Here is a 26,787-nt window from a genome sequence, read left to right as displayed (position 1 = left end):
GAGTTTATGAGCAGTACAGAATTTGGAGACATCTCATTCGATTTACCTAAGAATCAATCGAACGTCATCAAAGTGATAGGAGTAGGCGGTGGAGGAAGCAATGCCATCAACCATATGTTCCAGTTGGGAATAAAAGGGGTTGATTTCGTTGTTTGTAATACCGATTCCCAGGCACTTGAGAACAGTTCGGTTCCTAACAAGATTCAATTAGGGGTGACACTTACCGAAGGACTTGGAGCAGGAGCTAACCCAGAAGTGGGAGAAAAAGCAGCGGTTGAAAGTTTTGAGGAAATCAAACAAATGCTGGATTCAAATACCAAAATGGTGTTTATCACGGCAGGAATGGGTGGGGGTACCGGAACTGGTGCAGCACCAATTATCGCCAAACAGGCTAAAGAACTTGGTATTCTAACGGTTGGTATTGTTACGATTCCTTTTCAGTTTGAGGGAAAAAACAGGAATGAACAGGCGCAATTAGGAGTTGAAAGACTAAGACAGAATGTAGATTCCCTTATTGTGATCAATAATAATAAACTTCGTGAAGTTTATGGAAATCTCGGTTTTAAAGCCGGATTCTCAAAGGCTGATGAAGTACTTGCTACAGCCTCCAGAGGTATTGCAGAGGTAATTACCCATCACTATACGCAGAATATTGACTTGCGTGATGCTAAAACTGTACTAAGTAAAAGTGGTACTGCAATCATGGGGTCCGCTCAGGCTTCAGGAGCCAGCAGGGCTACAGATGCCATCATGAAAGCTCTGGATTCTCCACTGTTGAATGATAATAAGATCACCGGTGCCAAAAATGTTTTACTGCTAATTGTATCTGGTAACGAGGAGATCACTATTGACGAAATTGGAGAAATTAATGATCATATTCAGGCTGAAGCCGGTCACTCTGCTAACATCATTATGGGTGTTGGGGAAGACGAGGCTTTAGAAGATGCGATTGCTGTTACTATTATCGCTACTGGTTTCGATGTAGAACAGCAGAATGAGATCACTAATACGGAAACAAAAAAGATCATCCATACGCTAGAGGACGAACAAAGAGCGGAACAGGATCTTACCACTAAAAAATCTGCCCCTATTTCTCAGGTAACAAATGCACCTGTAAATGATAATCCTAAAAATGAACTGCAATTTGATGAGCCTGTAAAGGATCAAAAGATCGTTCATACGCTAGATGAGTCTGTAGAAGAAGTGGACGAAGTGGGAAATATCCATAAGAAAGTGGATGATGTTCTTAAAACTCCTGATTTTGCACGTAAGCTGGATGTAACTTATGAAGAAGTTGATCCTGAAGATTTCATTATTAACGATACAAATGAGGATGCCGGGATAAATGAGTCTGAAGAGGTGAAATCTGAAAGTGAAGATCAATTTATGTTTACTTTCGATATGCCTATGAATAAGGAAGAGGAGAAGCCAAAAGCAACGCCCAAATCTGAGGAAGTTACTAGACATAGTCTTGAAGAGGAAGAGACCGAAGAGGAAACCAGAAATATAAAGGTAAACGAAGCGGTAGAGATCATTCCGGTGACTGAAAGTTCTGCCCAGGGAATCAAGCGATACAGTCTTGATGATTATATGGAGATGGAGCAGAAACTTGAAAAATCTAAAGCTCCCAAAAAGGAAGAGCCGAAGGATGAAACCATAGCTTTTGAAAAGAAAACAGTTGCTCCTGCTCCTGAAAAAGAAAATACCGGTGACGGGCATGATCCTTTTGATAATCCTATTTCTTCTGAAGTGGTAAGACAGAGAACCGCAGAAAGAAAGGCGAAAATGAAAGAATTTAATTATAAGTTCAGAACAGGTTCAGCGCAGATTGACGAGATAGAAAAGCAACCGGCTTATAAAAGAGCAGGTATCGAACTTGATAATTCTAAGCCCGGTGAAGGAAAACTTTCTCGTACCAGCATAGATCAGGACGAGAACAATGATCTTCACTTTAGAAAGAATAACTCTTTTCTACATGATAATGTAGATTAATTTTTCATCTGATCAATAAAAAAAGGGGAGCAAATTTGCTCCCCTTTTTTATTTGAAAAAATTTAGATAAGATTAATTCTGGGCTTTCGCCTGAACTTCATCTGTGTCTCTTCTATACTTCAACATGGAAATTCCGGCGACGAAAAATACGAAGCCAAGGATAGTGAGCGCCCAGGGGCTAAGCATTAAAGCTACACTACCAAAAATTCCTAATACTCCCATTACAAGTGCGATGGCACCTCCAATAAGCATAATCATTGCTAAGATTTTAATCATAACTTAAATTATTGGTTATAAATTAAAAGTAATTAAACAATTGAAAATAGCGTGAATATTAACAAATTTTACAATTCGCCGTGAAGTCGAAGGATTTCCTTTTCAGCTTCCTTTTCGTCGACCCAGCATTGTATCTGAGTCTCATCGGCGGGATCGTAGTTTGAAAACCAACTTTCCAGAATTTCCTTTGCAGCGCTATATCTGTTAACGAAATCTTTATAATTTTCAGCAGAAATAGTTCGCAGGTTCTTATCTGCGGGAATTGCGATCACTTTAAAATCCTCTTCACCTGCATCGATAAGTTTCAGCATTCCTATAGGGATTATTTCTATAATTTCGCCGGAAGGAATCGTAGAACTTAGTACCATTACATCCAGGGCATCACCATCCCCACCTTTTTCAGGATTGGAAAATGTTGAAGGGATAAATCCATAATTTGCCGGATAGGCAAGAAAATCAATTGTCCTTTCTTCACCTTCTCTCAGAGAGGTTTTGAAAACCTTTGCTACCTTATCATATTCGATCTTGGAATTTGTTCCTGCCGGGATCTCTATCACTGCCTGATAATATCCGTTCTTTGATTTTAGATCGGTATTTAGGTAATCAATTTTTGATTTGCAACCAGTAAACAAAAATAGTAGAACAATAGCTGGTAAAACACGCATGGTTAATTCCAGTAGATCATAAAATATTTGATCTTAGCGTCATCAGGGATTTGAGAAGCCATGATCTTACTATCGGTATCATACCGAATGTTGGTAGGTAATTGGTTTTTATCTATCGTGATGTAAGCATTTATCTCATCTAAGAAAACCACTGCAGAGTTTATAGTATTTTCAATTCTGGAGATAGTATAGTTCTCCATAATATCTTTAAAAGTACTCTGAATATTCACCCCGTGTTTTGTCTCATACCTGGGATCAAGGATCCTGATGTATCCAATCGTGCTGGTAGAATCGAATTCCTGTAAAGGTTCAAGACTCATTAATGCCTGGCCATTTTCACCAAAAATTTTTATTTCATCGGTAGAACGAAATTCCTGGGGGCCACTTGTTTGTCTAACAATACTGTCTCCCTCAAAAATTGAATCTAATTGATGGATCTTAATTTCCTTTTTTAAGGGGCCAACCTGGGTTGGAGTTATAAGAAACGGATTTTCTTCATCACTCGTGCAGGATGTTATACTAGCGCATATACCAATAATTAATAAAGCTTTTTTATACATTTTAGATCGAGTAGTTTTTTATTTTAAAAATTTGTTGAGAATTCCCAGAACACCTCTTATAAATGTAGCACTGGTCAAAACTTTTATAATAGCACCTTCCGTGCTCTTTGTTCGACGGGAAGAACTGGTATTTGTTACTTCTTTTCTTTCTTTTTCGGCTTTTTCTTTCGCTTCTTCCTGATCTGCAATTTCAATTTTTTTATTCAGAATTTCGTAAGCGCTCTCTCTGTCAAGTTCTTCATTGTATTTTGATACCAGATCAGAACTTTTTATAAGATCTTTTAATTCTGAATCAGTCAGAATGTCCATTCTGCTCATAGGTGCCCTAAGCATGGTCGCTACCAGAGGAGAAGGTCTTCCTTTTTCGTCCAGTGCTGAAACCAAAGCTTCACCTATACCTAACGCGGTAAGCATGTTTTTGGTATCATAAAATTCTGAAACCGGATAATTTTCCGCAGCTAATTTTATCGCTTTTCGATCTTTCGCAGTAAAAGCTCTTAATGCATGCTGGATCTTTAAACCTAGCTGTCCAAGCACTTCCTCAGGAACATCTGCGGGGTTCTGCGTAACAAAATAGATGCCCACGCCTTTAGACCTTATCAACTTCACAATGCTTTCTATCTGGTCTAATAAGGCGTCTGAAGCCTCTTCAAAAATTAAATGAGCTTCGTCGATGAACATTACGAGTTCCGGTTTGTCCATATCACCTTTCTCTGGAAATGTGGAATAGATCTCTGCGAGCAGGCTTAACATAAAAGTTGAAAATAACTTTGGCCGGTCCTGGATATCTGTAAGTCTTAGAATATTTATATATCCTTTGCCTTCCCTGTTTTTTCGAAGCAGGTCATTCACTTCAAAAGATCTTTCTCCAAAGAATAGGTCAGCTCCCTGCTGCTCTAAAGAAACAATTTTTCTGAGAATGGCTCCTGTAGATGCTTTAGGGATTCTTCCATAATTTTTTTCGAATTCTGCTTCACCTTCTTCGGTAGAATACTGGATGATCTTTTTCAGATCTTTTAGATCAAGCAGCGGAAGATGATTATCATCGCAATATTTGAAAATAATAGCAAGAATGCCTGTTTGAGTTGAAGTGAGATCCAGAATTCTTGATAATAAAACCGGCCCAAATTCACTAACGGTGGCTCTTAATCTTATTCCTTCTTGGTCTGAAAGGCTTAAAATTTCTACCGGAGAGTCCTGAGGAGTAAATGGAAAATTTAGTTTCTTATGTCGGTCATCAATAAACTCAGCACCCTCAGAAGCTTTAGCGATCCCACTTAGATCCCCTTTAACGTCCATTAGCATAACCGGCACTCCTTTATCTGATAGGTTTTCAGCAATTATCTGCAGGGTCTTTGATTTTCCGGTTCCGGTAGCGCCCGCGATCAGTCCATGCCTGTTCATGGTCTTAAGCGGAATTTTTACAGAAGCATCTGAATGTACATTTCCATTAAGCATTCCGGCACCTAAATAAATATAATCGCCTTTAGTGGTATAGCCTTTAGAGATTTGAGCGATAAAATCTTCGTTATTTCCCATGAACTGTTTTTATTTTACTGCTGGTTTTAAAAGTTGAATGGTCCCCTGGTTGGCATCAATTTCAGCTTCTATTCCGTTAGGGATAGTGACGTTATCATCTATATGTCCAATCATAGCTCCGGAATAGGCAGGAATATTTAGCGGTTTAATATAATGATCTATCACTTCTTCCATGGTTAGGGATCCGTAGCCATTACCACCAGGATCGCACCCATTGCATTTTCCAAATACAAAACCCGAAATTTGCTTTAGTACGCCTCCTAATTCAAGCTGAGACATCATTCTGTCTACCGCATAGATTTTCTCGCCGATATCTTCTAAATAGAGTATTTTCCCTTGCCAGTCTTTAGGGAAATATGGAGTTCCCATAATAGAAGTGAGTACCGACAAATTACCGCCCAGAAGCTGACCTTTAGATTTTCCCTTGTTAATGGTTCTTATTCGGTTGCTTGTCTGCGTGAGTGCATTTCCTTTGGAATCCGGATTTGAATAGGTAATAGCTTCGGCATCAAAAAGCAATTTTTTAAAATATTCATAGCTGAAAGAATTCCAGCTTGAAACTGCAACAGGACCATGAAAAGTTACCAATCCTGTTTTTTTAAATATTGCCAGATGCAATGCCGTGATATCGCTGTAGCCCACAAATATTTTCGGGTTATTTTTAATTGCCTTATAATCCAGTTTGTCTAATATTCTCGCCGATCCAGATCCACCCCGAAGCGCAATAATTGCTTTAATATTGGGGTCACGGAACATTTCATTTAATTCTTCTGCCCGCTCTTCGTCGGTTCCTGCTAAATGTCCGTACCTGCTATGGGTGAATTTTCCAAATTTCACCTCTAATCCCATAGCTTTAAAAGACTCCTGGGCTATTTGATAGGGTTCTGTTTCAAAAATGGCTCCTGCCGGACTTACAATTGCAATAGTCTCACCTGCTAAAAGTTTTTTTGGAATTATTACTTTAGATTCAGTCAATTCAATAGAATGCGAATTTTCACTGAAAGAGGTTAGGGGATAGGCCAGGCTCGCAAGTCCCATGTTAAAAACAAAATTTCTCCTTTTCATATTTCTATTATGCTATTCCGAAATTAGGGATTATTTATGAGTTTAAGAATTTCAGTATTTATTTCTAATTTTTAAAAGTATCTGTCCCATTTCCTCTTTAAGTTTCTGGGAGGGGACCGTGTAGTTGGAATTCATAAAGCTAAATATTAAAGTTTTTCCTTTGCTTGTAGTAAGAAAACCGCTTAAGCTATAATTATTTCTCAGGCTTCCTGATTTCGCAAAGACAAAAGGCTGTTCTTCAGAAAGGAAATTCTTCAAGGTGCCTTCTTTTCCTGCTTCCGGCAATAAGGCGATAAGCTCGCTTTGATCCTTTAAGTTTTTAATTTTTTCCAGAACTTTAACCATAGTTCTAGGTGTAATTAAATTATACCTTGAAAGGCCGGAGCCGTCTACCCAGAAAATTTCATCAGGTAGATCCTTAAAATCCTTTTTCTGAATGTTGGATATGGTAATGTCACTTTTCAGGCTGTCTGAAATTTTAAGCGATACCATCAGCAGGATCTGTTCTGCGATAAAATTATCACTTTCCACAAGCATCTCTTTATAGAGGGAATCTGCCGGAATTGAATAGAGTTCCTTGTTTAATTCTGAACGCAGACTATCATTTTTCAGGTAAAAGATATTTTTATTTAGTTTTTCACGCAGTAGCGCCAGACTGGTTTCTTCAGAAGTTTTAAAGGGAATTGCTCTCGAATAATTTTTTAAAGAAGATGGGCTGAAACTAAAAGTATTCCTATGTATATTTCTATGTAAAGCCTTTCCATCATTATGTAAATAAATAGAATCTTTGAAATATTCTGGTTCTACATTAAAAGTCTTATTTAGATTGCTAAACTGAAAACTTATCAAATTTCCATACACCGGAAAGGCAGATTTTTCTGCTGAAAATGCATAGTTATAATCATCCCAGGCCCAGCCGGGTCCAAAAGCCTCGTTTTGCCAATTGGATTTTACATAAAAAAGATCTTTTTGGCTATCCTTTAAAAAATCTAAAGCTGCAGAATTCTCAAATTTTGGATTTAGAAATGAAGGATCACCTGTGGTAGTGAAAATTAAGGAATCATTTCTTATGATATATCTGAAAGCGGGTATGGAATCTTCAAGATATTTTAGTCCGGCGTACAAGGTAAGTAGCTTGGTATTGGATGCCGGGGTGAAATACTTGTGAGAATTATATTGGTAAAGCATCTCTTCTTTTTGAGGATCATATATCGCTAACCCAGTAAAACCCTGTTCAAAAACCTTGGCACTTTTAAAGTGTTTGTCTAATGAAGGGCTGCACGAAACTATACAGACGAAGAGGAAAAGCAAACCGGCAGATCTATAAAAAAATGAGTTCAAATAAATAGTATTTTCGACTTAAAGATAAGAGGAAATATTCTTTATCGCCAAGGCTATTTATCAAGGTGGAGAAGTTCCGGTTTCTGTTATTGAACCTAAAAGATAATGGTTATCTTTGCAGGCTATGATTTCAGAAGAGACAAGAGAGCTGGTAGACAGAGGGGTAATGCTTCCCCTAATGGAAGAATTTTACACTATACAGGGGGAAGGTTTTCATAAAGGAACGGCTGCTTATTTTATAAGAATAGGGGGTTGCGATGTAGGTTGTCACTGGTGCGATGTGAAGGAGAGTTGGGACGCTGAAGTGCACCCGCCAACACCTATTGGGCAAATAGTTGAAAATGCCGTAAAATATAGTAAAACCATTGTGATCACCGGAGGAGAGCCCCTAACCTGGGATATGACAGAATTAACCGGAAATCTAAAAAAGAAAGGTTGCGATATTCATATTGAAACCTCTGGGGCGTATGATCTTTCCGGAACCTGGGACTGGATTTGTCTTTCACCAAAAAAGATAAAACTTCCAAAGGATGAAATATACCCGGTTGCTAATGAATTGAAGGTGATAGTATTCAATAAGCATGATCTTAAATTTGCTGAAGAACAGGCAGCGAAGGTTAGTGAAAACTGTATTCTTTATCTTCAGCCGGAATGGAGTAAAAGAGAAGAGATCATTCCTTTAATAGTGGATTATGTGATGGCTAACCCTAAATGGAAGGTATCCTTACAAACACATAAATATTTGAATATCCCATAAAAAAAAGACGCCTATAAAAGCGTCTTTTTTTTATGAATATGTAGAAAGAATTACTTTACATTCTCGAAAGGTACTTTCACGTAACTATCATCCCATCCAATTAAAAGATCTGCGCCTTTATTAGATTCCTGAAAGGCCATAGAAAGTGATTCGATTGTATTAGGCGCCTGTCTTACAGGTACTTTAATCCTTACTTTGTCTTCTTTATCGGTATATTCGTAAGCTCCCCATGTATTGGTCTTATTATTTAGAATAACAGTCCATTCTTTTTCTCCCGGAATAGTATATAATGTATAATTTCCTGCTTTAATGGTAGCATCAGCAACTTTCATATCTTGATAAAGTGTAAGCTCTGTAGCTTCGTTAGCTCCTGTTCTCCATACTTCACCGTAAGGTATTAGTTTACCAAAAATTTCACGATCTCTTTTTTGAGGACGGCTGTAAATGACTCTGGCTACTGCAACATCGTTTTTGTCTCTGTATAAGGCAAGATCCATAGGACTGGCATCCATTTTAGAAAATTTCAATTCTTCTTTTGAAAAATTCACTTTATCCTCTTCCTGAGCATTTACAGGATTGGCAATTAGAAAACATATTACGCTAAGTCCTACTATTATAAGCTTTTTCATGATTTTTTATTTAGTATTTTAATTTCAATAAAGATAAACGAAGCATCGGGTATGCTTTGTTAAAAAAGAACAAAGGTGATGTTAAAATTTAAGGCTTTTTATGAATGAAAGAATTTGAACGGCAATTGATGATTTTAGTTTGATATTAATTCTAATATGTAAATTTCATTTTTCTAATGTAAGTGAATAAGGTTTTTATGTTTTATGAAAAGAAGTATAAGCACATATTTGTATTGTAATTATAAATAATATAAGTCATGTGTGGAATTTTAGCAGTTATCGGAAAAGACATTGAAGCGGCAAAAATAAGTAGCCTTTCAAAAAGAATGTCTCATAGAGGACCCGATGAAAGCGGATTAAAAATTACTGAAAAAGGACACGTGCTTTCGCACGAGCGTCTTTCAATTGTAGATCTTACTACAGGAATTCAGCCAATCCAGGGAACTGATACGGCATGGATGATCCATAACGGGGAGATCTATAACCACATGGCTTTAAGAAATAACGAATTAAAAGACCATACTTTCAGAACTACCGGAGATTCAGAAGTCATCGTTCATATGTATGAAAAATACGGTTATGATTTTGTAGATATGCTGGATGGCGTCTTTTCATTTGTAATCATTGATGGAGATGATTTTATTGTTGGAAGGGATCCCATAGGGGTTAAACCGCTTTACTACGGGACTGATGGAACAGGAGCGATGTGGTTTGCCAGTGAAATGAAAGCACTTGCAGATACCTGCGTGGAATTTTTTCCATTTCCTCCAGGACACTATTATACTCCTGAAACAGGATTTGTAAGATATTATACGCCTGAGTGGTTTGATTCTGAAAAAGCAGTTCAGCCGGCAGATCTTACTAAATTGAGAGAAAGTCTTATCGAGGCAACCAGAAAAAGACTGATGGCAGATGTTCCATTAGGAGTTTTGTTAAGTGGTGGTTTGGATTCTTCTTTAACCTCTTCTATTGCGGCTAGATTAATTGAAGGTTCAGGGCAAAAACTACATTCTTTTTCAATAGGACTCGATTCTGAAGCGCCAGATCTTGTTGCAGCTAGAAAAGTGGCCGAATTTTTAGGCACTGAGCATCACGAGATTCATTTTACGGTAGAAGAAGGGATTGAAATTTTAAGTAAGCTGGTGTGGCATTTGGAAACTTATGATGTTACTTCGATAAGAGCAAGTACGCCTATGTATTTCCTTTCCAAAGCCATTGCTGAAAAAGGGATCAAAGTAGTGCTTTCAGGAGAAGGTTCCGATGAGATCCTGGGTGGATATCTTTACTTTAAAAATGCTCCTTCGCCTGAAGAGTTTCAGAAAGAAACCATTAGAAGAGTACAAAGACTTGCCACGGCAGACTGTTTAAGAGCCGATAAATCTACGATGGCTCACGGTTTGGAAGCAAGGGTTCCTTTCCTGGATAAAGCCTTTTTAAAGACAGCTATGGAAATGGTTCCTGAAGAAAAAATGCCAGTTACTTATGATGGGGTTGAAAAATACATCCTGAGAAAGGCCTTTGATACTCCTGAAAGACCATTTCTTCCAGATGAAGTTCTTTGGAGACAAAAAGAGCAGTTTAGCGATGGAGTAGGTTACAACTGGATAGATGAGCTTATCGAATATGCTTCAAAACAGGTAAGTGATGTGCAAATGGAAACAGCTGCACAGAAATATCCGGTGAACACGCCTGCGACCAAAGAAGCTTATTTTTATCGTGAATTATTCCGTAAACATTTTCCTCAGGAATCTGCTGCAAAAACAGTAAAAAGATGGATTCCTAAATGGCAAAAAGATCTTGATCCAAGTGGAAGAGCAAACGAAACTCATGTCGCTCCCGGAATGAAAAAAGAGATGGCAAAAATTTAGTATTCATCACTATTTATATTTAAAACCCGAAACCAGGAATAATTCTTCCAGGTTTCGGGTTTTTCCACATAATTTGTTGATAACTTAAGACCTTATAAGGCTGCTGCAACCTGTTAAAAATATGCGAATTGTTATATTTGTTCGTTATCCAAAATAGACGAAATTAATTAGCATATTATATGAGCGAAGAAGCTAAGAAACATAATTATTCCGCCGACAGTATTCAGGCGTTGGAGGGGATGGAGCATGTTCGTATGCGGCCTTCAATGTACATTGGAGATACCGGAGTTAGGGGATTGCACCATTTGGTATATGAAGTTGTTGATAACTCTATCGATGAAGCCCTTGCCGGACACTGTGATAATATAAAAGTTACCATTAATGAAGATAATTCCATTACTACCGAAGATAATGGTAGGGGAATTCCTATAGACCTTCATAAAAAGGAAGGTGTTTCTGCTTTACAGGTTGTAATGACCAAAATTGGTGCCGGAGGTAAATTTGATAAAGATTCCTATAAAGTTTCAGGTGGTCTTCACGGGGTAGGTGTGAGTTGTGTAAATGCGCTTTCAGAACATCTTACGGCGACGGTGTATCGTGACGGCCAGATTTGGCAGCAGGAGTATGAGTTAGGAAAACCCCTATATCCTGTAAAACCTACAGGTGAGACGGAGCTTAGTGGAACGATCGTAACCTTTAAGCCAGATCCAAGTATTTTTCAGCAAACTCTTGAATATAATTATGATACGCTTGCCAGCCGTATGCGCGAGCTTGCTTATCTTAATAAAGGAATAAGAATCAGTTTAACTGATAAGAGAAATAAGGAAGATAATGGCGAATTTGTTCATGATGACTTCCATTCTGAAGAAGGATTAAAAGAATTTATAAGGTTCTTGGATGGAAACCGTGAGCCTATCATAGGAGATGTGATCTCTATGGAAGGAGAGAAGAATGATATCCCTGTTGAGGTTGCTATGATCTACAACACTTCATTCAACGAGAATCTTCATTCTTATGTGAATAATATTAATACCCATGAAGGGGGAACTCACCTTTCGGGATTTAGAAGAGGTTTAACTACCACTCTTAAGAAATATGCCGATGCTTCAGGTTTGCTTGATAAAGTGAAATTTGAGATCACCGGAGATGACTTTCGTGAAGGTTTAACGGCGATTATTTCTGTAAAAGTTGCAGAACCTCAATTTGAAGGTCAGACTAAAACAAAACTGGGGAACCGTGAGGTGACTTCAGCTGTTTCTCAAGCTGTCTCAGAAATGCTTGAGAATTACCTGGAAGAAAATCCGAATGATGCCAAGACCATTGTTCAAAAAGTAATACTTGCTGCGCAGGCCAGAAATGCTGCGAAAAAAGCCCGTGAAATGGTTCAGCGTAAAACCGTCATGAGTGTTGGCGGCTTACCTGGGAAATTATCTGATTGTTCAGATCAGGATCCGCAAAACTGTGAAGTATTCCTTGTTGAGGGTGACTCGGCGGGTGGTACAGCCAAACAAGGAAGAGATCGTAAGTTTCAGGCGATCCTTCCATTGAGGGGTAAAATTCTTAATGTTGAGAAAGCAATGTCTCACAGGGTCTTCGATAACGAAGAGATCAAGAACATTTATACAGCTCTTGGAGTTACCATTGGTACCGAAGAGGATAGTAAGGCATTGAACCTTTCAAAACTGAGATACCATAAGATCGTGATCATGTGTGATGCGGATGTCGATGGTAGTCATATTGAAACATTGATCTTAACATTCTTTTTCCGTTATATGAAGGAATTGATCGAAAATGGACATATATATATTGCAACTCCACCTCTTTACCTCGTGAAAAAAGGGCAAAGAAAACGTTACGCCTGGAATGAAAAAGAGCGTGACGAGATCGCTGCCGAATATAGTGGAGGAGTTCAGATCCAACGATACAAAGGTCTTGGGGAAATGAACGCCGAGCAGCTTTGGGATACCACGATGGATCCTGAATTTAGAATTCTAAGACAGGTGAACATCGATAACGGTGGAGAGGCTGATAGAATTTTCTCAATGTTAATGGGAGATGAGGTTCCGCCACGTAGAGAGTTCATAGAAAAGAACGCTAAGTATGCCAATATTGATGCATAAGCAGTGCTAAAATAATTTTTTAAAAGACCCACATTTTACGAATAAGTGTGGGTTTTTTACGTTCAAGTATAGAAGTAACCTATATTTTATTATTTTTAAAATAACTTAATCCAAATCACTGTGAAAAATTTTAAATATCTTTTTTTAGTCATTATTTTCACTTCTGGCAAATCATTTTCCCAGGCAATTCCTCAGGAGGGAACCGATATAATTAACGACTTTTTGATTTTAGCTGATGGCTTTGCCAGTCCGGCATCTGAAAGTGCTGCTTATCAGGCAACAGCTAGCTGGTTTACTTCTGCTAGAGCACTAGAGCCATGGAAAGTAGATGTTTCCCTTCATGCAAATGCTTTATTTGTTCCTTCCAGTAAAAAGGAATTTACCGTAAATGATAATGACTTTACGAATCTTACCATTAATGATGGAGACGGCGGGGCTGTTATTCCAACGGCTTTTGGAAGTGCTTCAGAAGTAATGTTCAATGGTACGTTTATGGGTGAAGATTTCAGTTTTAATGCTATTGAAGGAATTGATAAAGGAGCTCTTTTTTATCCTTTCGCCCAGGTTTCGGTTGGATTGCCATATGGGTTTCAGATAGGTGTGCGAGCACTTCCCGAATTAGAGGTAGATGGTTCTAAATTCAGTACGTATGGTGTAGGTCTTAAGCATAATTTTAGTCAGTATTTCAGGTTTAATGAAGAAGATGATCTTCAGGTAGCAGGAATTATAGCTTATGATATTTTTGATGTTAAATACGAATTTGAACAAATAAGTGTACCAAACCTTGTTAATCTTGATCTTATTGATGTAAGTGCTGGTGTGTGGATGGCTGAAGTGATGGCGTCAAAGAAATATGAAAATTTTGAAATTTTTGGAGCTTTAGGTGTCGCTCAATCAGACTTTGAATATGAATTTGGAGGTGATGGTATTGCACTTGGATTAGTGAATTCTAATCTTGCAACTTTAAATGACAAAGAAGCTCAGTTTAAAGGAGATATTGGTTTTAATCTATATTTTGAAAGGTTCAAAATTAGTACCATGGCCACAGCAGGTAAATTTGTGAATTTTAATCTTGGATTGCATTTCATACTCTAAGCTGTATATGATTTAACCATTCCTTATTATTATTACTGCCTCATTATTCGTAATTTCGCAGTCATTATTAATAGAAATTAAATAATATTTTAACATGAAAGTTACCATAGTAGGAGCGGGTGCCGTTGGTGCCAGCTGTGCCGAATATGTCGCCATCAAAAATTTTGCTTCAGAAGTTGTATTACTGGATATTAAAGAAGGTTATGCTGAAGGTAAAGCAATGGACCTTATGCAAACCGCAACTCTTAATGGCTTCGATACAAAAATAACAGGAAGTACTAACGATTATTCCAAAACTGCAAATTCTGATATCGCTGTAATTACAAGTGGTATTCCGCGTAAGCCCGGAATGACCAGGGAAGAGTTGATTGGAATTAACGCCGGGATCGTTAAAGAAGTATCTGCTAATCTAATTAAGCATTCACCAAATGTTACGCTTATTGTAGTTAGTAATCCTATGGATACGATGACCTATTTGGTACATAAAACTACGGGACTTCCTAAGAATAAAATTATTGGGATGGGTGGTGCACTAGACAGCGCTCGTTTTAAATATAGATTAAGTGAAGCGCTAGAATGCCCTCCATCAGATGTTGATGGAATGGTGATTGGTGGTCATAGTGATACCGGAATGGTTCCTTTAACAAGACTGGCCACAAGAAACTCTGTTCCTGTAACTGCGTTTTTATCTGAAGATAGATTAAACCAGGTTTCTGAAGATACTAAAGTGGGAGGAGCAACTCTTACGAAATTATTAGGAACAAGCGCATGGTATGCTCCGGGAGCTGCTGTTTCTGGATTGGTGCAGGCAATCGCCTGTGATCAAAAGAAAATGTTTCCATGTTCAGCCTTATTAGAGGGTGAGTATGGACTAAATGATCTTTGTATTGGTGTGCCGGCTATTCTTGGAAAAGATGGCCTGGAGAAAATTGTGGAATTACAATTGGATGATGCTGAAAAAGCCAAAATGAAGGAGAGTGCTGAAGGGGTGAAAAAAACCAACGGATTGCTCGACGTGTAATTTTTTAGCAATATTTATTCAAAATACTCTTGAAAGCCACAGTTTTTGTGGCTTTTTTGTTGGAATTAAAAGTTAAAATTATCCAAAAAAAAATATTGGGATTTGAATTATGAAGTCCTATATTTGTCCGTTTTTAAAATAGACCTATAATCAATAATTTGAGGAATAATGCAGAATAAAGGACTGATTAAAGTTTTTGCAATTTTGTTTGGGCTGGTATGTCTTTATCAGCTGTCTTTTACGTATATAACAAATGATGTTGAGACTGATGCTGAGGAATTTGCCGCACAGGAATTTGGTGAAGATGTAGAAAATTACTCAGAACTACGTGACCAGGCACAAGCCAGGTATTTAGATTCTATCGGTAATAATGAGGTGATTGCGGGAATTACCTACAATAATGCTAAAGACAAGGAACTTAATAAGGGACTTGACCTTAAGGGTGGGATCAACGTGATTCTGCAAATTTCGGTTAAAGATATCTTAAGCGGACTGGCGAACGACACCAGGGATCCTGCTTTTAGAAAAGCACTTGCTCAGGCCGATGAAGCTCAAACTGATAGTCAGGAGAACTATATAGATCTTTTCTTCGAAGCTTTCAATAATATACCAGACGCTAAACTGGCGTCTCCGGATGTTTTTGCAAATAAAACTTTAAGTGATGAGGTTAACTTCAACATGAGTAATGAAGAAGTGGAGCCCATTATCAGAAGAAAGATTGATGAGTCTATTACTTCAGCTTTTGAAGTATTAAGAAAACGTATCGATAAGTTTGGGGTAACTCAACCAAACATCCAGCGTCTTGGAAATTCAGGAAGAATCCTTGTTGAATTACCGGGAGCTAAAGATATAAGCAGGGTTAAGAACCTTTTACAGAGTACTGCTCAATTAGAGTTCTGGCATGTTTATAAGAACAACGAAATAGGAAATTTCCTCGTTCAGGCTAATAACAGATTAGCTGAAATGCAACGTTCAGAGGAAACTACTTCAGAAGAAGAAACTGATACGACCGCAACTTCAGGAGATAGTGAGATCGATGAGCTTTTAGCTGATGCTGAGGATAGTACTGAAGTTGAAACTGGAAACAATCCACTGTTCGATCTTATGGTTTCTCCAGGATTCCAGGGAGGGCCGGTACTTGCAAATTTTAAAGTTCAGGATACTGCTAAAGTGATGGATTATCTTCAGAATCCTCAAATTAGATCTTTGCTTCCTTCAGAAATGAGATATGCAAAATTCGTATGGGGAGTTGCTGAAGAAGAAACCGAATCTGCCGCATTATATGCATTAAAAGGAAATCGTAACATGGAGCCACCTTTGAGTGGAAGTGTTATTACCGATGCTCAGCAAACTTATGATCAGTTAGGTCGTATTGCAGTAAGCATGCAAATGGATGGTACTGGTGCGAAGATCTGGGAAGATATGACCGGGAAGGCATCTAATGAACAGAGCCAGATCGCGATTGTACTTGATAATATTGTGTATTCTGCACCAGGTGTTTCAACTGGAGCCATTTCAGGTGGAAGAAGCGAGATCACCGGTGATTTTTCAATTACAGAAGGACAGGATTTAGCAAACGTATTGAGAGCAGGTAAACTTCCTGCTTCTGCAGATATTATTCAAAGTGAAGTTGTTGGTCCGTCATTAGGACAGGAAGCTATAGACAGTGGTGTTATGTCGTTCGTTATTGCTTTGATCCTTGTTCTAATCTGGATGATCCTTTATTATGGTAAAGCAGGTGTTTTTGCAGATATCGCCCTTGCAGTGAACATCCTTTTTATATTTGGTATTCTTGCAGGTCTTGGAGCTGTTCTTACATTACCTGGTATCGCCGGTATTGTGTTAACCATAGGTATGTCTGTGGATGCTAACGTACTTATTTTTGAAAGAATTAAAGAAGAACTTGCCAAAGGTAAGATGCAAAAAGATGCTATTAAAGATGGTTTCAATAATGCATTGTCCTCTATTCTTGATGCGAATATTACCACAGGGCTTACAGGTCTTATTTTGTTCCTTCTGGGTACCGGGCCTATTAAAGGTTTCGCTACTACCTTATTAATTGGTATTGCAACTTCTCTATTTACAGCGATCTTTATTACGAGATTGTTTATAGATGGGTATGGTATAAAAGGGAAATCATTAGCTTTTACTACCTCTCTTACCAAGAACCTGTTTACTAACATGAACATAGACTTCCTTAAAAAGAGAAAGGTTGCTTATATAATTTCAGGTTTATTTATTGTAATAAGTATTGGATCATTGCTTACTCAGGGTCTTAACGAAGGTGTAGATTTTGTAGGAGGTAGAACTTATACCGTGAGATTTGCAGATGATGTGAATCCAACCGAAGTTCAGAATGATCTGGTAGCTACTTTTGGAAGTGCCGAAGCAAAAACTTTTGGTCCTGACAATCAGTTAAAGATCACCACCAAATATAAAGTTGATGAAGAAGGTGCTGAAGTTGATGAAGAAATACAAAGATCACTTTATGAATCACTTGCTTCATTCCTACCTGCAGATTTAACTTATGAAGAATTTATAGACGGAGCCGATGATAAGCAAGTTGGTGTAATGCAGTCTATGAAGGTTGGTGCTACGATTGCCGATGATATTAAAAATGCTTCCTTCTGGGCGGTATTAGGATCATTGATCGTGGTATTCCTTTATATCTTATTGCGTTTCCGTAAATGGCAATTTAGTTTAGGAGCTGTAACTGCCGTTTTCCATGATGTACTTGTGGTATTGGGTATTTTCTCTTTACTGTATAAAGTGATGCCGTTTAACATGGAAATAGATCAGGCGTTTATTGCCGCGATCCTTACCGTAATTGGTTACTCGCTGAATGATACCGTGGTGGTTTTTGACCGAATCAGGGAATATGTAAACGAGCATACTAGCTGGCCGCTAAAAAAGACCGTAAATGCAGCACTTAACAGTACTTTAAGCAGAACATTAAACACCTCGCTTACTACCTTGGTGGTTCTTCTTGCGATCTTTATCTTCGGAGGAGAAAGCATCAGAGGATTTATGTTTGCACTTATTGTAGGTGTAATTGTGGGTACTTATTCTTCCTTATTCATTGCAACCCCTATAATGGTTGATAGTGTTAAGAAGAAGTCTTCAATTCAGAAGAAAGAAAAACCTGAGACTGAAGAAGCTACTACTGTATAAGCTTCTTATAAATAATAGAATTAAAAAGGCTTTCCAATTGGGAAGCCTTTTTTTATACACGAAATACCTGTTTTTCTAAATGAAAAAACCTGTGAAGAATATTCCACAGGTTTGTATAGAACTTTTAAAACTGTCAACTGGTTTAAGGTTGGATTCAGTAATTGATAATAATTATTCTTCTGTTCTTATATAACTCATTTTATCATCTTTTTCTAATCCCCATTCATCAGACAGACCTCCGTTGATCTCCAGAATAAACTGGGCGGGACCTTCTGAAGGAAGTGATTTTTCGTCTCTAGGGGTTGCGTTCTTTTGTATGCTCACCAGGGAACTGTCAGCTTCATAATAAATAATATCAAGCGGAATATAAGTATTCTTCATATAGAAGCTTCTTATGCGTTCTGTATCATATATAAACAGCATACCCTGGTTATCTTCCATACTTTCGCGATACATTAGACCAGTCTGGTGTTCATAATCATTTTCCGCAAGCTCAATGTCCAGCTTTTGGATCGTATCGCCTGAGGCTTTGATGAGATAAAGTTCAGCTTCTTTGGTAAAAGTGATAGGATCGGTTTCAATGCTCTCCTCTTTTTTATCCTTGTCATTGCACGAACTGAATGAAATGCTTATAAAGAGTGATAAGGAGGCAAGGCTCAGAATTCGTTTTTTCATACTGCCGTTTTTCTTTTCATAGGTCGGTACATAAAATAGAGTCCGGCAATTACAAAAGGAATACTTAGCCATTGACCGGTATTCAATAACCAGTTGGCACGCTCACCCACCTGCGGCTCTTTAACGAATTCTACGAAGAATCTAACGGTCCAGAGGAGTACGAGGAATAAACCGAAAATATAGCCGGTTTTAAAGCGTTTCTCTGTTTTCCAGTATATGAACCATAAGATCACGAAAATAGCCAAATAACAAGCAGATTCGTATAACTGTGCGGGATGCCTGGCGAAATCTTCTCCGAGTTTTTCAAATATCACTCCATAATCTGAATTCGTAGGTTTTCCTATAATTTCGGAATTGATAAAATTTCCTATTCTAACAAAAATGGCTCCACTGGCAACTGGGATCACAATCCTGTCCAGTATCCATAGCACCGGTTTTTGAAGTATTCTTTTCGCGTAAAGGTACATGGCCACTATAATACCTATAGCTGCGCCGTGACTTGCCAGACCTCTAAATCCGGTAAATTCAAATTCAGGTTCAAAACGAACAGGAAGGAATATTTCTAATAAATGATTTTGAAAATATTCCCAGTCGTAAAAGATAACATGGCCTAATCTTGCCCCAATAAGGGTTGCAAGAACTGTGTATATAAATAAAGAATCTAATTTTTCAATAGAAATACCTTCACGGGTATATATGCTTTTCATAATGTACCAACCCAGGGTGAAGGCAATTAAAAACATTAAGCTATAATAGTGAAGGGTGAAAATTCCCAGATCCAGTCCTTCTGACGGATTCCAGCGAATAGCATTAAACAGCATATGAATTTATTTGATTAGCCGTAAATATACATATTTGCGATTTCTTTAGCTTGTTTTGTCCTGGGATTTTCCCGGTACAGGGTCATAACCGCAGCCTCCCCATGGGTTGCATCTGGCGATCCTTTTTATCCCGAGCCAAAAGCCTTTTACAGCACCATGAATTTCAATAGCCTGAAGCATGTAAGTTGAGCATGTGGGTTCATACCTGCAGGAAGCAGGAGTTAGCGGAGAAATAAATTTCTTGTATAACTGAACTAAACCGGTCAATATGTAACCTAAGTATCGGTTCAGCATAGTAAAGGTTATTTTATGGAAAAAGAAGTACCCTCTTTACCGTCTTTAAGTTGAATTCCTAATTCTTGTAACTGATCCCTGATTTGATCACTTAAGGCGAAATTTTTATTATTCCGTGCCTCAGCTCTTAATTTTATTAGAAGTTCAATAGTTCCGGCAAGTTTATCGCTGTCATTTTCATTTTCTGAAGCAGCATCCACAAGGCCCAGAATATCGAACATGAACGAACTCATGGTTGTCTTCAATTCCTGCTTATTAGATTCAGTTATATGAATCGATTCATCTTTGATCCCGTTAATGGTCTTGACAGCATCAAATAGTTTGGCAATAAGAATAGGACTGTTGAAGTCGTCATTCATAGCGTCATAGCAGGATTGCTTCCACTCAGATAAATTAAAATCTGATTTGTCGGAAACGGGAAGCTCATTAATTGAGTGAAATGCTTCCATTAATCTATTAAAACCTTTTTCGCTACCTAATAGAGCATCACTGGAGAAATCTAGAATACTCCTATAGTGAGCCTGTAAGATAAAGAATCTAACCACATTAGGCGAAAAGGCTTTAGTGAGAACATCATTATTACCGGTGAATATTTGCTCCGGAAGAATAAAATTCCCGGTGCTTTTTGCCATTTTCTTCCCGTTAAGGGTCAACATGTTTGCATGAAGCCAGTAATTTACCGGAGATTTTCCAGTTGCAGCCTCTCCCTGTGCGATCTCACATTCATGATGAGGAAATTTTAGATCCATTCCACCTCCATGAATATCAAATTCTTCTCCCAGGTATTTGGTGCTCATAACTGTACACTCAAGATGCCAGCCAGGGAATCCATCGCTCCATGGAGATGGCCACCTCATTATATGTTGAGGCTCAGCTTTTTTCCATAAAGCAAAATCCTGTGGATTTCTTTTATCGCTTTGCGCTGAAAGTTCACGGGTGTTCGCGATCATATCTTCTATCGCTCTTCCGCTTAGCCTTCCATATGAATGCTCTTTATTGAACTTGATCACGTCAAAATACACCGAGCCATTGGCTTCATAAGCAAAGCCATTGTCCAGAATAGTTTTAATGATCTCTATTTGTTCTACAATATGACCCGTTGCGGTAGGCTCAATGCTTGGAGGAAAGTTGTTGAACTTATTTAAAATATTATGAAAATCTACCGTGTACTTTTGAACCACTTCCATGGGTTCAATTTGTTCCAGTCTGGCTTTCTTGGCAATTCTATCCTCACCACTGTCAGCATCATTTTCAAGATGACCCGCATCAGTAATATTTCTAACATAACGAACTTTATAGCCAAGATGTTTTAGATATCTGAAAACAAGATCGAAAGAAATAAATGTTCGACAGTTTCCTAGATGTACATTACTGTAAACCGTAGGGCCGCAAACGTACATGCCTACATTTCCTTCGTTAATAGGGGTGAAAGTTTCCTTTTCACCACTCATCGAATTGTAAAGTTTCAGGCTTTGTTCCTGGTAAAGCGCCATGTAATAAATGTATTTTGAATTATTAGAACGATGTGTCTAATTTAATATAATCCAGAAATTCTCTTCTAACTTCTTTCTTTTTAAATGCTCCTCCAAATTCGCTGGTAACGGTACTGCTTTCTATATCGCGAATCCCTCGACTGTTCACACAAAGGTGTTTGGCATCTACAACGCATGCTACGTCCAGAGTTCCCAGAACATTTTGAAGTTCATGCACAATTTGCATCGTCATACGTTCCTGCACCTGGGGTCTTTTAGCAAAATAATCAACTATTCTGTTCATTTTAGAAAGCCCTACAACAGTTCCGTTTGAAATATAGGCAACATGAGCTTTTCCAACGATAGGAAGAAGATGGTGTTCGCAGGTAGAATAAACAGTAATGTTTTTTTCCACCAGCATCTCGCCATATTTATATTTGTTTTCGAAAGTTGAGGCTTTCGGTTTTCTTTTAGGATGAAGTCCGGAAAATATTTCATTCACAAACATCTTGGCAACTCTCTGGGGAGTGCCTTTTAGGCTGTCATCTTCTAGATCTAAACCTAAGGTGTCAAGAATGCTTCTTACATCCTTCTTAATGAGATCAATTTTTTCTTCGTCACTTAAACTGAATGCATCCTCTCTTAACGGAGTATTTGCACTACTGCCTGCATGGGCATCACCCATTTCTTCAATTTCATTCAATATTTTATCTACTTTCATGCTTTTTGCAATAATAGTCGGTAAAAACCGTATTGGCTTGCAAAGATACATATTTATAAGGTTTTAGCCGTATTCAAAATTAGATAAGCCTTAACTACGCATCTAGGCAATATTTCATATTTTGTAAGACTTATGATGTTGGTGGAAATGAGAATGATATTAAAGATATGCTTGTTCTTCTTACTGGGGCTGTTTTCGATTAACTCGATAAATGCCCAGGGTACGAGGTGCTCTGATATTGAGCCGTTTTGTGCTGGAGATGAAAGGCTTACATTTCCCAATGCAAATTTTAGAAATAGTAATCAAATTAGTGGTGAACTGGGTCCTGATTATGGATGCCTAGATGACCAGCCCTATCCTGCCTGGTTCTTTCTGCAAATTGAAAATACCGGCGATCTAAGTTTTCGTATTTCTCAGTATGAAAATGAGAATGGTACCGGAGCTCCTTTGGATGTAGATTTTGTTGTGTGGGGGCCTTTTGACCGTGGAGAAGATTATTGTTCCGGTTTCTCTCTTACTCAAAATAAAATTGTTGATTGTAGTTACCTTCCCGATGCCGTGGAATTTATGTCTATTCCAGATGCGCAGGCGAATGATATTTATGTGGTGGTTATTACAAATTTTGAACAGGTGCCTGGTTATATAAGTCTTGAACAAACAAATACCGGAGCGGGGTCTACGGATTGTTCAATATTAAATCTTGATCTTGGCGGAAGCATTTCGGTATGTGAGGAAGATCAATATATACTTGACGGAACAACAGATGAAGACGCCTCCTATGAATGGTTGGTTTTTAATGAGAATACATCGCAATATGAATTAATACCAAATGAAAATGGTCCAACTTATACCGTCACAGAATCTGGTGATTACAGGCTGATAGTAACCGATGAGATTGAAAATAAATCTGAACAGGACGATGTAACCGTTACTTTCTATGACGCTCCCTTAATAGGGGAGTTGGACGAGCTTGCTGTTTGCAGAGAGGGCGGTGAAACTATTGATTTAAGGGAAGGATCTGGAGATCTTATTGAGCCAAATGGAAATTCTTCTAATTACGAAGTCTTTTATTATGAAACCACTCAGGATATTGAAGATTTTCAGCCAATTGTTTCTCCTCAAACCTATCCTTTTGTGGAGGGGAAAACGGTGTATGCTCAGGTTCAGGATAAGAGGAGTGGATGTTTTTCTGAAACAGTAGCTTTTGAACTCACGACTTTTGATTTTCCAGAATATCAACTTCCCGAAAACCTGATCTTTTGTGTTGATATTGATAGTAATATTTTGAACCCGGTAACTATAGGGGAGGACCTTGGAACGGGATATCTATATGAATGGTATGATGGAAATGAGTTGATAAATACTTCGGCAATCCTAACTTTAAATGAATTTCCATCCTCAGAAATAAAGGTGAGAATATCTCACCCCGAATCCGGATGTAAATTAGAGTTTGTGACAAATCCTGTCACTGTTTCCCGGGCAGAAATACTTTCTGTATCCATCTCGGGTTCAGATTTTGGAGATGGATATACGGTGGAGGCCACGCCTGAAAATATAATAGGAGAAGAGTTTGCAGAATTTGAATACCGATTGGATAACGGCAACTGGCAGGAAAGTAATATTTTTTCAAATGTGCCTCCGGGCAGTCATGTAATCACATCCAGGGAGACCAATGGTTGTGGGGAAACTACGAGCGAAAGCTTTTTTTTGGTAGGATATCCAAGGTTTTTTAGTCCAAATTCAGATGGTTATAATGATACGTGGAACCTTATTACCGATAGCTATATAACTATTAAAAAGTTATATGTTTTTGACAGATATGGGAAACTAATCAGTAAACTAAACCCTGATCAGGGTAAAGGGTGGGATGGTACTTACAACGGGCAGCCATTACCTGCTGATGATTACTGGTTCAGAGTGGAATTTGTTGATGAAAAGACGGGGGATCATCGGGAATACATGTCTAATTTCACATTGATGAGGTAAAAAAAGCGCCAGAGAGGCGCTTTAGTTAATTTGTCATTTCTTCTATAATCCGAATGTCAGGGATAATACAAACTTTGAAAGGTCCCTGTCAATATTAACCGGGTCTGTGAGGCCTACATTGTAAATAGGTGAGCCTTCATCGTATTGTGCATTGCTATAGGCGAGGTCCAGGTTTATACTTCCAAAGGAGTACCCAACTCCCCCGCTGTATCCTGTAAGGTCTCCTACACGGTTTTTATTCTTGAAAGGACTCTCCTCAAATCTATAACCAGCTCTTAAACTAAAATTTGCAATTCTATATTCGCCACCCAATCTGTAAGTAGAGGCTGCTTTCATATTCTCCGCAATATTAGCATTCAGGTCCTGGAAATCTATGTCATTCTCAGGTTTGAATTTAATATTCGTATAGTCCTTTCTGCCGTAATCAAAGCTAAGCAGGCCTTGTTTTTCGAATAAATAAGCTGCACTTACAGCTATTTTTTCAGGCAACTGAAGGCGGTATTCGGGATATATATTTACTATTTGAGGAACAACACTTACAAATTCGTCTGACGGGCTATTAGTCTCAAGGTATTGCGTGGTTTCTTCTCTTATATTGAACCAGGTTGGAGAATCATAAGTTAAACCAAATCGAATATTGTCATTTACTTTTGCGATACCTCCAAGCTGAAAAGAAAAACCATCTCCATTGGTACTTAGAGAATTACCGAAATAAACTTCTGTAGTCAAGCTCTCAGCATTATTATTGAATTCGCTTAATTCGGTGGAATTTTCGTAATTAATAAAGTGAGAGTTCAAATTTAAACCTAGGTATAAAAAATCTTTAAACTGGGTTCCTGCATTGAAGGTAAGTTTTCCGTTGAGTCCGGTAGCGGCATAAGCGTATCTTTGATCAAAAGAACCCTCATCAATAAGTGAAAAATATCCGGTGTTATCAGGATTATCAGCATCAGCTTCAATTATAAATCCCTGATACCCTAGAAATGCCTGTTGAGCACCAAAACCATAGTTTTCACCCAGAAAAGAATAAAGATCAGAAATATTTTCACCTCCCTGTAGCTGAAGTAAATCTAAAGGTACACCATTGGCATAATTGAGAAAATACTGGTCAATAGAATTGGTTGAATTTCCTCTAACACTATAGTCTTCTTCGAAATTTTGTTCGGAAGAATAATTAAGTCCAAGGGAGAACTTTTTCCAGTTACTGTCCTCATTAGCGGTAAATACAAAAACACCACCTATATTATCAAGATCTATATTACTATTTTCTCCAGAACTTTGTCCATTATTGTAATTGATACTATTGTCAAGACTTCTATACGATAAAGTGGCAGTAGCACTGCTGGATAAAAAGACTGCGGAAGATGCAGGGTTTATGGCCATAGCTGAAATATCGCCTCCTAATGCTCCAAAAGCGCCACTCATCCCAATATATCTCGCCGTACCCGAAAGTTCAGAAGAAGAATAGCGATAGGCATCTTGTAACGTCTGCGCCTTAACTGAGGAAAAAATAGCAATAGATGCTATAAATGATAATAGTATTTTCATGATGATAAATGTTTTATAAAAAAACCTTACAGGTTTTATCCTGTAAGGTCACTTGGTATATTAATAAGTTATTATCGACCTCCGCCACGGCCTCCTCTGGATGAACCTCCAGAGCTTCTAGTGGTAGTTCCCGAGCTTCTACTTGAGCTGCTAGAACTTCTTACAGTACTAGATCGAGAAGAACTTGAACTTCTTCGGGATGGAGATGAACGATAGGTATTATTGCTGCTTCTAGAAGATCGCTCATAAGAAGGAGAGCTGCTTCGGCTTCTATTATAATCATAACTTCTTGTAGGTTCAGATCTTCTGCTGGTCCTTGTGTAAACCCTTGAATCGTTATTACCAGTGCTGCTTCTAACTCTGGAAGTGCCATACTCTGAAGCTCTTGAACTTCTTATATCTCTAATTCTTTGGGAATAAGAATCTCTTCTTCTTTCACCTTCGGTGTAGGTTGCTCTGGAATTTCTTCTTCCAGTACTGTAGGCATACCGATTATTGTTATAGTTATAATTATAGTTATTATAATATGGATAATATGGGTTATGAAAACCTCCAAAACCGAAGCCATAGCCAAAACCACCTCCATAGACCCAGCCAGTGCCCCATCTAGGTCCCCAAGGACCCCAATTTGGGAAAAAGGGATCCCAAAAAGGATCATACCATCCTCCAAAATAAGGATTGCCAAATCCATAACCGTATCCAAATCTCCACGGTGAATAAAATCCGCCATAGAATCCGTTATTGTATACATTGATAGTGTAAGTATCAGGATCCTGACCCCACGGTGCATTTCCACCTACATAGGCTACATCTCCGCCAACTTCAGAATAATTCTCATATCCGTCATTTGAACTATAGCTGTCTACATCAGTAAAAACATCGCTTTCTAGAACTTCGCCAACCATTTGGGACTGTTGGGCGAAAAGATTCTTATAATATGAATTTTCATTATTTGGTCTAACTTCTGTGACTTCTGGTTCCTGTTGTTCCCAAATTCCGGGTCTGGATTCTCCATAGATTCCATCGGATTCGTAACCGGAATATTGATAAGAACCGCAAGAAGCCAATGCAAAAACAGCCATCGGCGCGAGCAGAAGACCCAGTTTGTTTCGTAGTGTATTATAAAGTTTCATTGGTGATCCTTTTTATTGTTGGGCATCCTAAAAATAGT

Annotated in this window: 22 protein-coding genes; 8 read left to right on the top strand and 14 right to left on the bottom strand. The window is 38.2% G+C overall.

All coding sequences use genetic code 11. The annotated features are described in order from the left end of the window. Window positions 1-6: 6 nt before the first annotated feature. Window positions 7-1,992, top strand: a complete 1,986-nt coding sequence (gene ftsZ / locus LGQ90_RS07755; RefSeq protein WP_229339828.1) for a cell division protein FtsZ — start codon at window positions 7-9, stop codon at window positions 1,990-1,992. Window positions 1,993-2,064: 72 nt separating this feature from the next. Here ftsZ and LGQ90_RS07750 read toward each other — a convergent pair whose 3' ends face one another. The 6 genes from LGQ90_RS07750 to dacB all read right to left on the bottom strand — a co-directional run bounded on the left by LGQ90_RS07750 (window position 2,065) and on the right by dacB (window position 7,438). Next, window positions 2,065-2,268 (bottom strand): hypothetical protein, encoded by a 204-nt coding sequence (locus LGQ90_RS07750; RefSeq protein ID WP_229339826.1) that lies wholly within the window; start codon window positions 2,266-2,268, stop codon window positions 2,065-2,067. Window positions 2,269-2,336: 68 nt separating this feature from the next. Next, window positions 2,337-2,933, bottom strand: coding sequence for an inorganic diphosphatase (locus LGQ90_RS07745; protein ID WP_229339824.1), 597 nt, complete (start codon window positions 2,931-2,933; stop codon window positions 2,337-2,339). Window positions 2,934-2,935: 2 nt separating this feature from the next. Further along, window positions 2,936-3,493 (bottom strand): hypothetical protein, encoded by a 558-nt coding sequence (locus LGQ90_RS07740; RefSeq protein ID WP_229339822.1) that lies wholly within the window; start codon window positions 3,491-3,493, stop codon window positions 2,936-2,938. A gap of 18 nt (window positions 3,494-3,511) precedes the next feature. Then, the gene (locus LGQ90_RS07735; RefSeq protein ID WP_229339820.1) at window positions 3,512-5,032 is read right to left on the bottom strand and encodes a helicase HerA-like domain-containing protein; all 1,521 of its coding nucleotides are present in this window, start codon (window positions 5,030-5,032) and stop codon (window positions 3,512-3,514) included. A 9-nt stretch (window positions 5,033-5,041) separates the two neighbouring features. Then, window positions 5,042-6,097 (bottom strand): S66 peptidase family protein, encoded by a 1,056-nt coding sequence (locus LGQ90_RS07730; RefSeq protein ID WP_229339818.1) that lies wholly within the window; start codon window positions 6,095-6,097, stop codon window positions 5,042-5,044. Window positions 6,098-6,148: 51 nt separating this feature from the next. Further along, the gene (gene dacB, locus LGQ90_RS07725) at window positions 6,149-7,438 is read right to left on the bottom strand and encodes a D-alanyl-D-alanine carboxypeptidase/D-alanyl-D-alanine endopeptidase (protein WP_229339816.1); all 1,290 of its coding nucleotides are present in this window, start codon (window positions 7,436-7,438) and stop codon (window positions 6,149-6,151) included. Window positions 7,439-7,562: 124 nt separating this feature from the next. Here dacB and LGQ90_RS07720 point away from each other — a divergent pair, with 124 nt between their 5' ends. Continuing rightward, window positions 7,563-8,195: a 7-carboxy-7-deazaguanine synthase QueE gene (locus tag LGQ90_RS07720; RefSeq protein ID WP_229339814.1), complete on the top strand. Its 633-nt coding sequence runs from the start codon at window positions 7,563-7,565 to the stop codon at window positions 8,193-8,195. A gap of 50 nt (window positions 8,196-8,245) precedes the next feature. Here LGQ90_RS07720 and LGQ90_RS07715 read toward each other — a convergent pair whose 3' ends face one another. Continuing rightward, on the bottom strand, window positions 8,246-8,824 hold the full coding sequence (locus LGQ90_RS07715; RefSeq protein ID WP_229339812.1) for a DUF2911 domain-containing protein: 579 nt from the start codon (window positions 8,822-8,824) through the stop codon (window positions 8,246-8,248). 257 nt (window positions 8,825-9,081) lie between these two features. Between LGQ90_RS07715 and asnB the strand changes: the two genes are divergently transcribed. The 5 genes from asnB to secDF all read left to right on the top strand — a co-directional run bounded on the left by asnB (window position 9,082) and on the right by secDF (window position 18,099). Continuing rightward, window positions 9,082-10,692, top strand: coding sequence for an asparagine synthase B (asnB, locus tag LGQ90_RS07710; protein ID WP_229339810.1), 1,611 nt, complete (start codon window positions 9,082-9,084; stop codon window positions 10,690-10,692). A 179-nt stretch (window positions 10,693-10,871) separates the two neighbouring features. Further along, entirely contained in the window at window positions 10,872-12,812 is a 1,941-nt protein-coding gene (gyrB, locus tag LGQ90_RS07705) for a DNA topoisomerase (ATP-hydrolyzing) subunit B (protein WP_229339808.1), read from the top strand. Between the two features lie 120 nt (window positions 12,813-12,932). Beyond that, window positions 12,933-13,907 (top strand): DUF6588 family protein, encoded by a 975-nt coding sequence (locus LGQ90_RS07700; RefSeq protein WP_229339807.1) that lies wholly within the window; start codon window positions 12,933-12,935, stop codon window positions 13,905-13,907. Between the two features lie 94 nt (window positions 13,908-14,001). After that, on the top strand, window positions 14,002-14,928 hold the full coding sequence (mdh, locus tag LGQ90_RS07695) for a malate dehydrogenase (RefSeq protein ID WP_229339805.1): 927 nt from the start codon (window positions 14,002-14,004) through the stop codon (window positions 14,926-14,928). A gap of 168 nt (window positions 14,929-15,096) precedes the next feature. Further along, complete coding sequence (secDF, locus tag LGQ90_RS07690) at window positions 15,097-18,099, top strand: protein translocase subunit SecDF (protein WP_229339803.1); 3,003 nt, start codon at window positions 15,097-15,099, stop codon at window positions 18,097-18,099. A gap of 171 nt (window positions 18,100-18,270) precedes the next feature. Here the strand turns inward: secDF and LGQ90_RS07685 are convergent, their stop codons facing one another. Genes LGQ90_RS07685 through folE form a run of 5 tightly spaced genes read right to left on the bottom strand, consistent with a single transcriptional unit; the run spans window position 18,271 to window position 22,082 of the window. Beyond that, on the bottom strand, window positions 18,271-18,774 hold the full coding sequence (locus LGQ90_RS07685) for a DUF192 domain-containing protein (RefSeq protein ID WP_229339801.1): 504 nt from the start codon (window positions 18,772-18,774) through the stop codon (window positions 18,271-18,273). Next, on the bottom strand, window positions 18,771-19,595 hold the full coding sequence (gene lgt / locus LGQ90_RS07680) for a prolipoprotein diacylglyceryl transferase (RefSeq protein WP_229339799.1): 825 nt from the start codon (window positions 19,593-19,595) through the stop codon (window positions 18,771-18,773). The genes LGQ90_RS07685 and lgt overlap by 4 nt, the downstream gene beginning before the upstream one ends. A 45-nt stretch (window positions 19,596-19,640) precedes the next feature. After that, the gene (gene yidD, locus LGQ90_RS07675) at window positions 19,641-19,889 is read right to left on the bottom strand and encodes a membrane protein insertion efficiency factor YidD (protein WP_229339797.1); all 249 of its coding nucleotides are present in this window, start codon (window positions 19,887-19,889) and stop codon (window positions 19,641-19,643) included. 8 nt (window positions 19,890-19,897) lie between these two features. Continuing rightward, window positions 19,898-21,382: a cysteine--tRNA ligase gene (gene cysS / locus LGQ90_RS07670; protein ID WP_229339795.1), complete on the bottom strand. Its 1,485-nt coding sequence runs from the start codon at window positions 21,380-21,382 to the stop codon at window positions 19,898-19,900. A gap of 22 nt (window positions 21,383-21,404) precedes the next feature. Continuing rightward, a complete protein-coding gene (folE, locus tag LGQ90_RS07665) occupies window positions 21,405-22,082 on the bottom strand; it encodes a GTP cyclohydrolase I FolE (protein ID WP_229339793.1) in 678 nt (225 codons plus the stop codon). Window positions 22,083-22,235: 153 nt separating this feature from the next. On the opposite strand from folE, the gene LGQ90_RS07660 reads away from it, so the two are divergent. Then, window positions 22,236-24,068, top strand: a complete 1,833-nt coding sequence (locus tag LGQ90_RS07660) for a T9SS type B sorting domain-containing protein (protein WP_229339791.1) — start codon at window positions 22,236-22,238, stop codon at window positions 24,066-24,068. A 42-nt stretch (window positions 24,069-24,110) separates the two neighbouring features. Here LGQ90_RS07660 and LGQ90_RS07655 read toward each other — a convergent pair whose 3' ends face one another. Both LGQ90_RS07655 and LGQ90_RS07650 read right to left on the bottom strand, forming a co-directional pair. Continuing rightward, a complete protein-coding gene (locus LGQ90_RS07655) occupies window positions 24,111-25,616 on the bottom strand; it encodes an OmpP1/FadL family transporter (RefSeq protein ID WP_229339789.1) in 1,506 nt (501 codons plus the stop codon). Between the two features lie 71 nt (window positions 25,617-25,687). Beyond that, entirely contained in the window at window positions 25,688-26,749 is a 1,062-nt protein-coding gene (locus tag LGQ90_RS07650; RefSeq protein ID WP_229339787.1) for a hypothetical protein, read from the bottom strand. Window positions 26,750-26,787 lie beyond the last annotated feature (38 nt).

Source organism: Christiangramia sediminis, from assembly GCF_020552705.1.
Lineage (GTDB): Bacteria > Bacteroidota > Bacteroidia > Flavobacteriales > Flavobacteriaceae > Christiangramia > Christiangramia sediminis.
The sequence above is the reverse complement of the archived record's forward strand: the minus strand, read 5'-3'. Positions and strand labels throughout refer to the sequence as shown.

Coding starts and splice junctions, on each gene's coding strand:
- LGQ90_RS07650 (WP_229339787.1), bottom strand. CDS start 26,749: ATGAAACTTTATAATACACTACGAAACAAACTGGGTCTTCTGCTCGCG.
- mdh (WP_229339805.1), top strand. CDS start 14,002: ATGAAAGTTACCATAGTAGGAGCGGGTGCCGTTGGTGCCAGCTGTGCC.
- LGQ90_RS07730 (WP_229339818.1), bottom strand. CDS start 6,097: ATGAAAAGGAGAAATTTTGTTTTTAACATGGGACTTGCGAGCCTGGCC.
- lgt (WP_229339799.1), bottom strand. CDS start 19,595: ATGCTGTTTAATGCTATTCGCTGGAATCCGTCAGAAGGACTGGATCTG.
- LGQ90_RS07740 (WP_229339822.1), bottom strand. CDS start 3,493: ATGTATAAAAAAGCTTTATTAATTATTGGTATATGCGCTAGTATAACA.
- LGQ90_RS07745 (WP_229339824.1), bottom strand. CDS start 2,933: ATGCGTGTTTTACCAGCTATTGTTCTACTATTTTTGTTTACTGGTTGC.
- secDF (WP_229339803.1), top strand. CDS start 15,097: ATGCAGAATAAAGGACTGATTAAAGTTTTTGCAATTTTGTTTGGGCTG.
- cysS (WP_229339795.1), bottom strand. CDS start 21,382: ATGGCGCTTTACCAGGAACAAAGCCTGAAACTTTACAATTCGATGAGT.
- asnB (WP_229339810.1), top strand. CDS start 9,082: ATGTGTGGAATTTTAGCAGTTATCGGAAAAGACATTGAAGCGGCAAAA.
- yidD (WP_229339797.1), bottom strand. CDS start 19,889: ATGCTGAACCGATACTTAGGTTACATATTGACCGGTTTAGTTCAGTTA.
- LGQ90_RS07715 (WP_229339812.1), bottom strand. CDS start 8,824: ATGAAAAAGCTTATAATAGTAGGACTTAGCGTAATATGTTTTCTAATT.
- LGQ90_RS07720 (WP_229339814.1), top strand. CDS start 7,563: ATGATTTCAGAAGAGACAAGAGAGCTGGTAGACAGAGGGGTAATGCTT.
- LGQ90_RS07660 (WP_229339791.1), top strand. CDS start 22,236: ATGATATTAAAGATATGCTTGTTCTTCTTACTGGGGCTGTTTTCGATT.
- gyrB (WP_229339808.1), top strand. CDS start 10,872: ATGAGCGAAGAAGCTAAGAAACATAATTATTCCGCCGACAGTATTCAG.
- LGQ90_RS07655 (WP_229339789.1), bottom strand. CDS start 25,616: ATGAAAATACTATTATCATTTATAGCATCTATTGCTATTTTTTCCTCA.
- LGQ90_RS07735 (WP_229339820.1), bottom strand. CDS start 5,032: ATGGGAAATAACGAAGATTTTATCGCTCAAATCTCTAAAGGCTATACC.
- LGQ90_RS07750 (WP_229339826.1), bottom strand. CDS start 2,268: ATGATTAAAATCTTAGCAATGATTATGCTTATTGGAGGTGCCATCGCA.
- ftsZ (WP_229339828.1), top strand. CDS start 7: ATGAGCAGTACAGAATTTGGAGACATCTCATTCGATTTACCTAAGAAT.
- LGQ90_RS07685 (WP_229339801.1), bottom strand. CDS start 18,774: ATGAAAAAACGAATTCTGAGCCTTGCCTCCTTATCACTCTTTATAAGC.
- folE (WP_229339793.1), bottom strand. CDS start 22,082: ATGAAAGTAGATAAAATATTGAATGAAATTGAAGAAATGGGTGATGCC.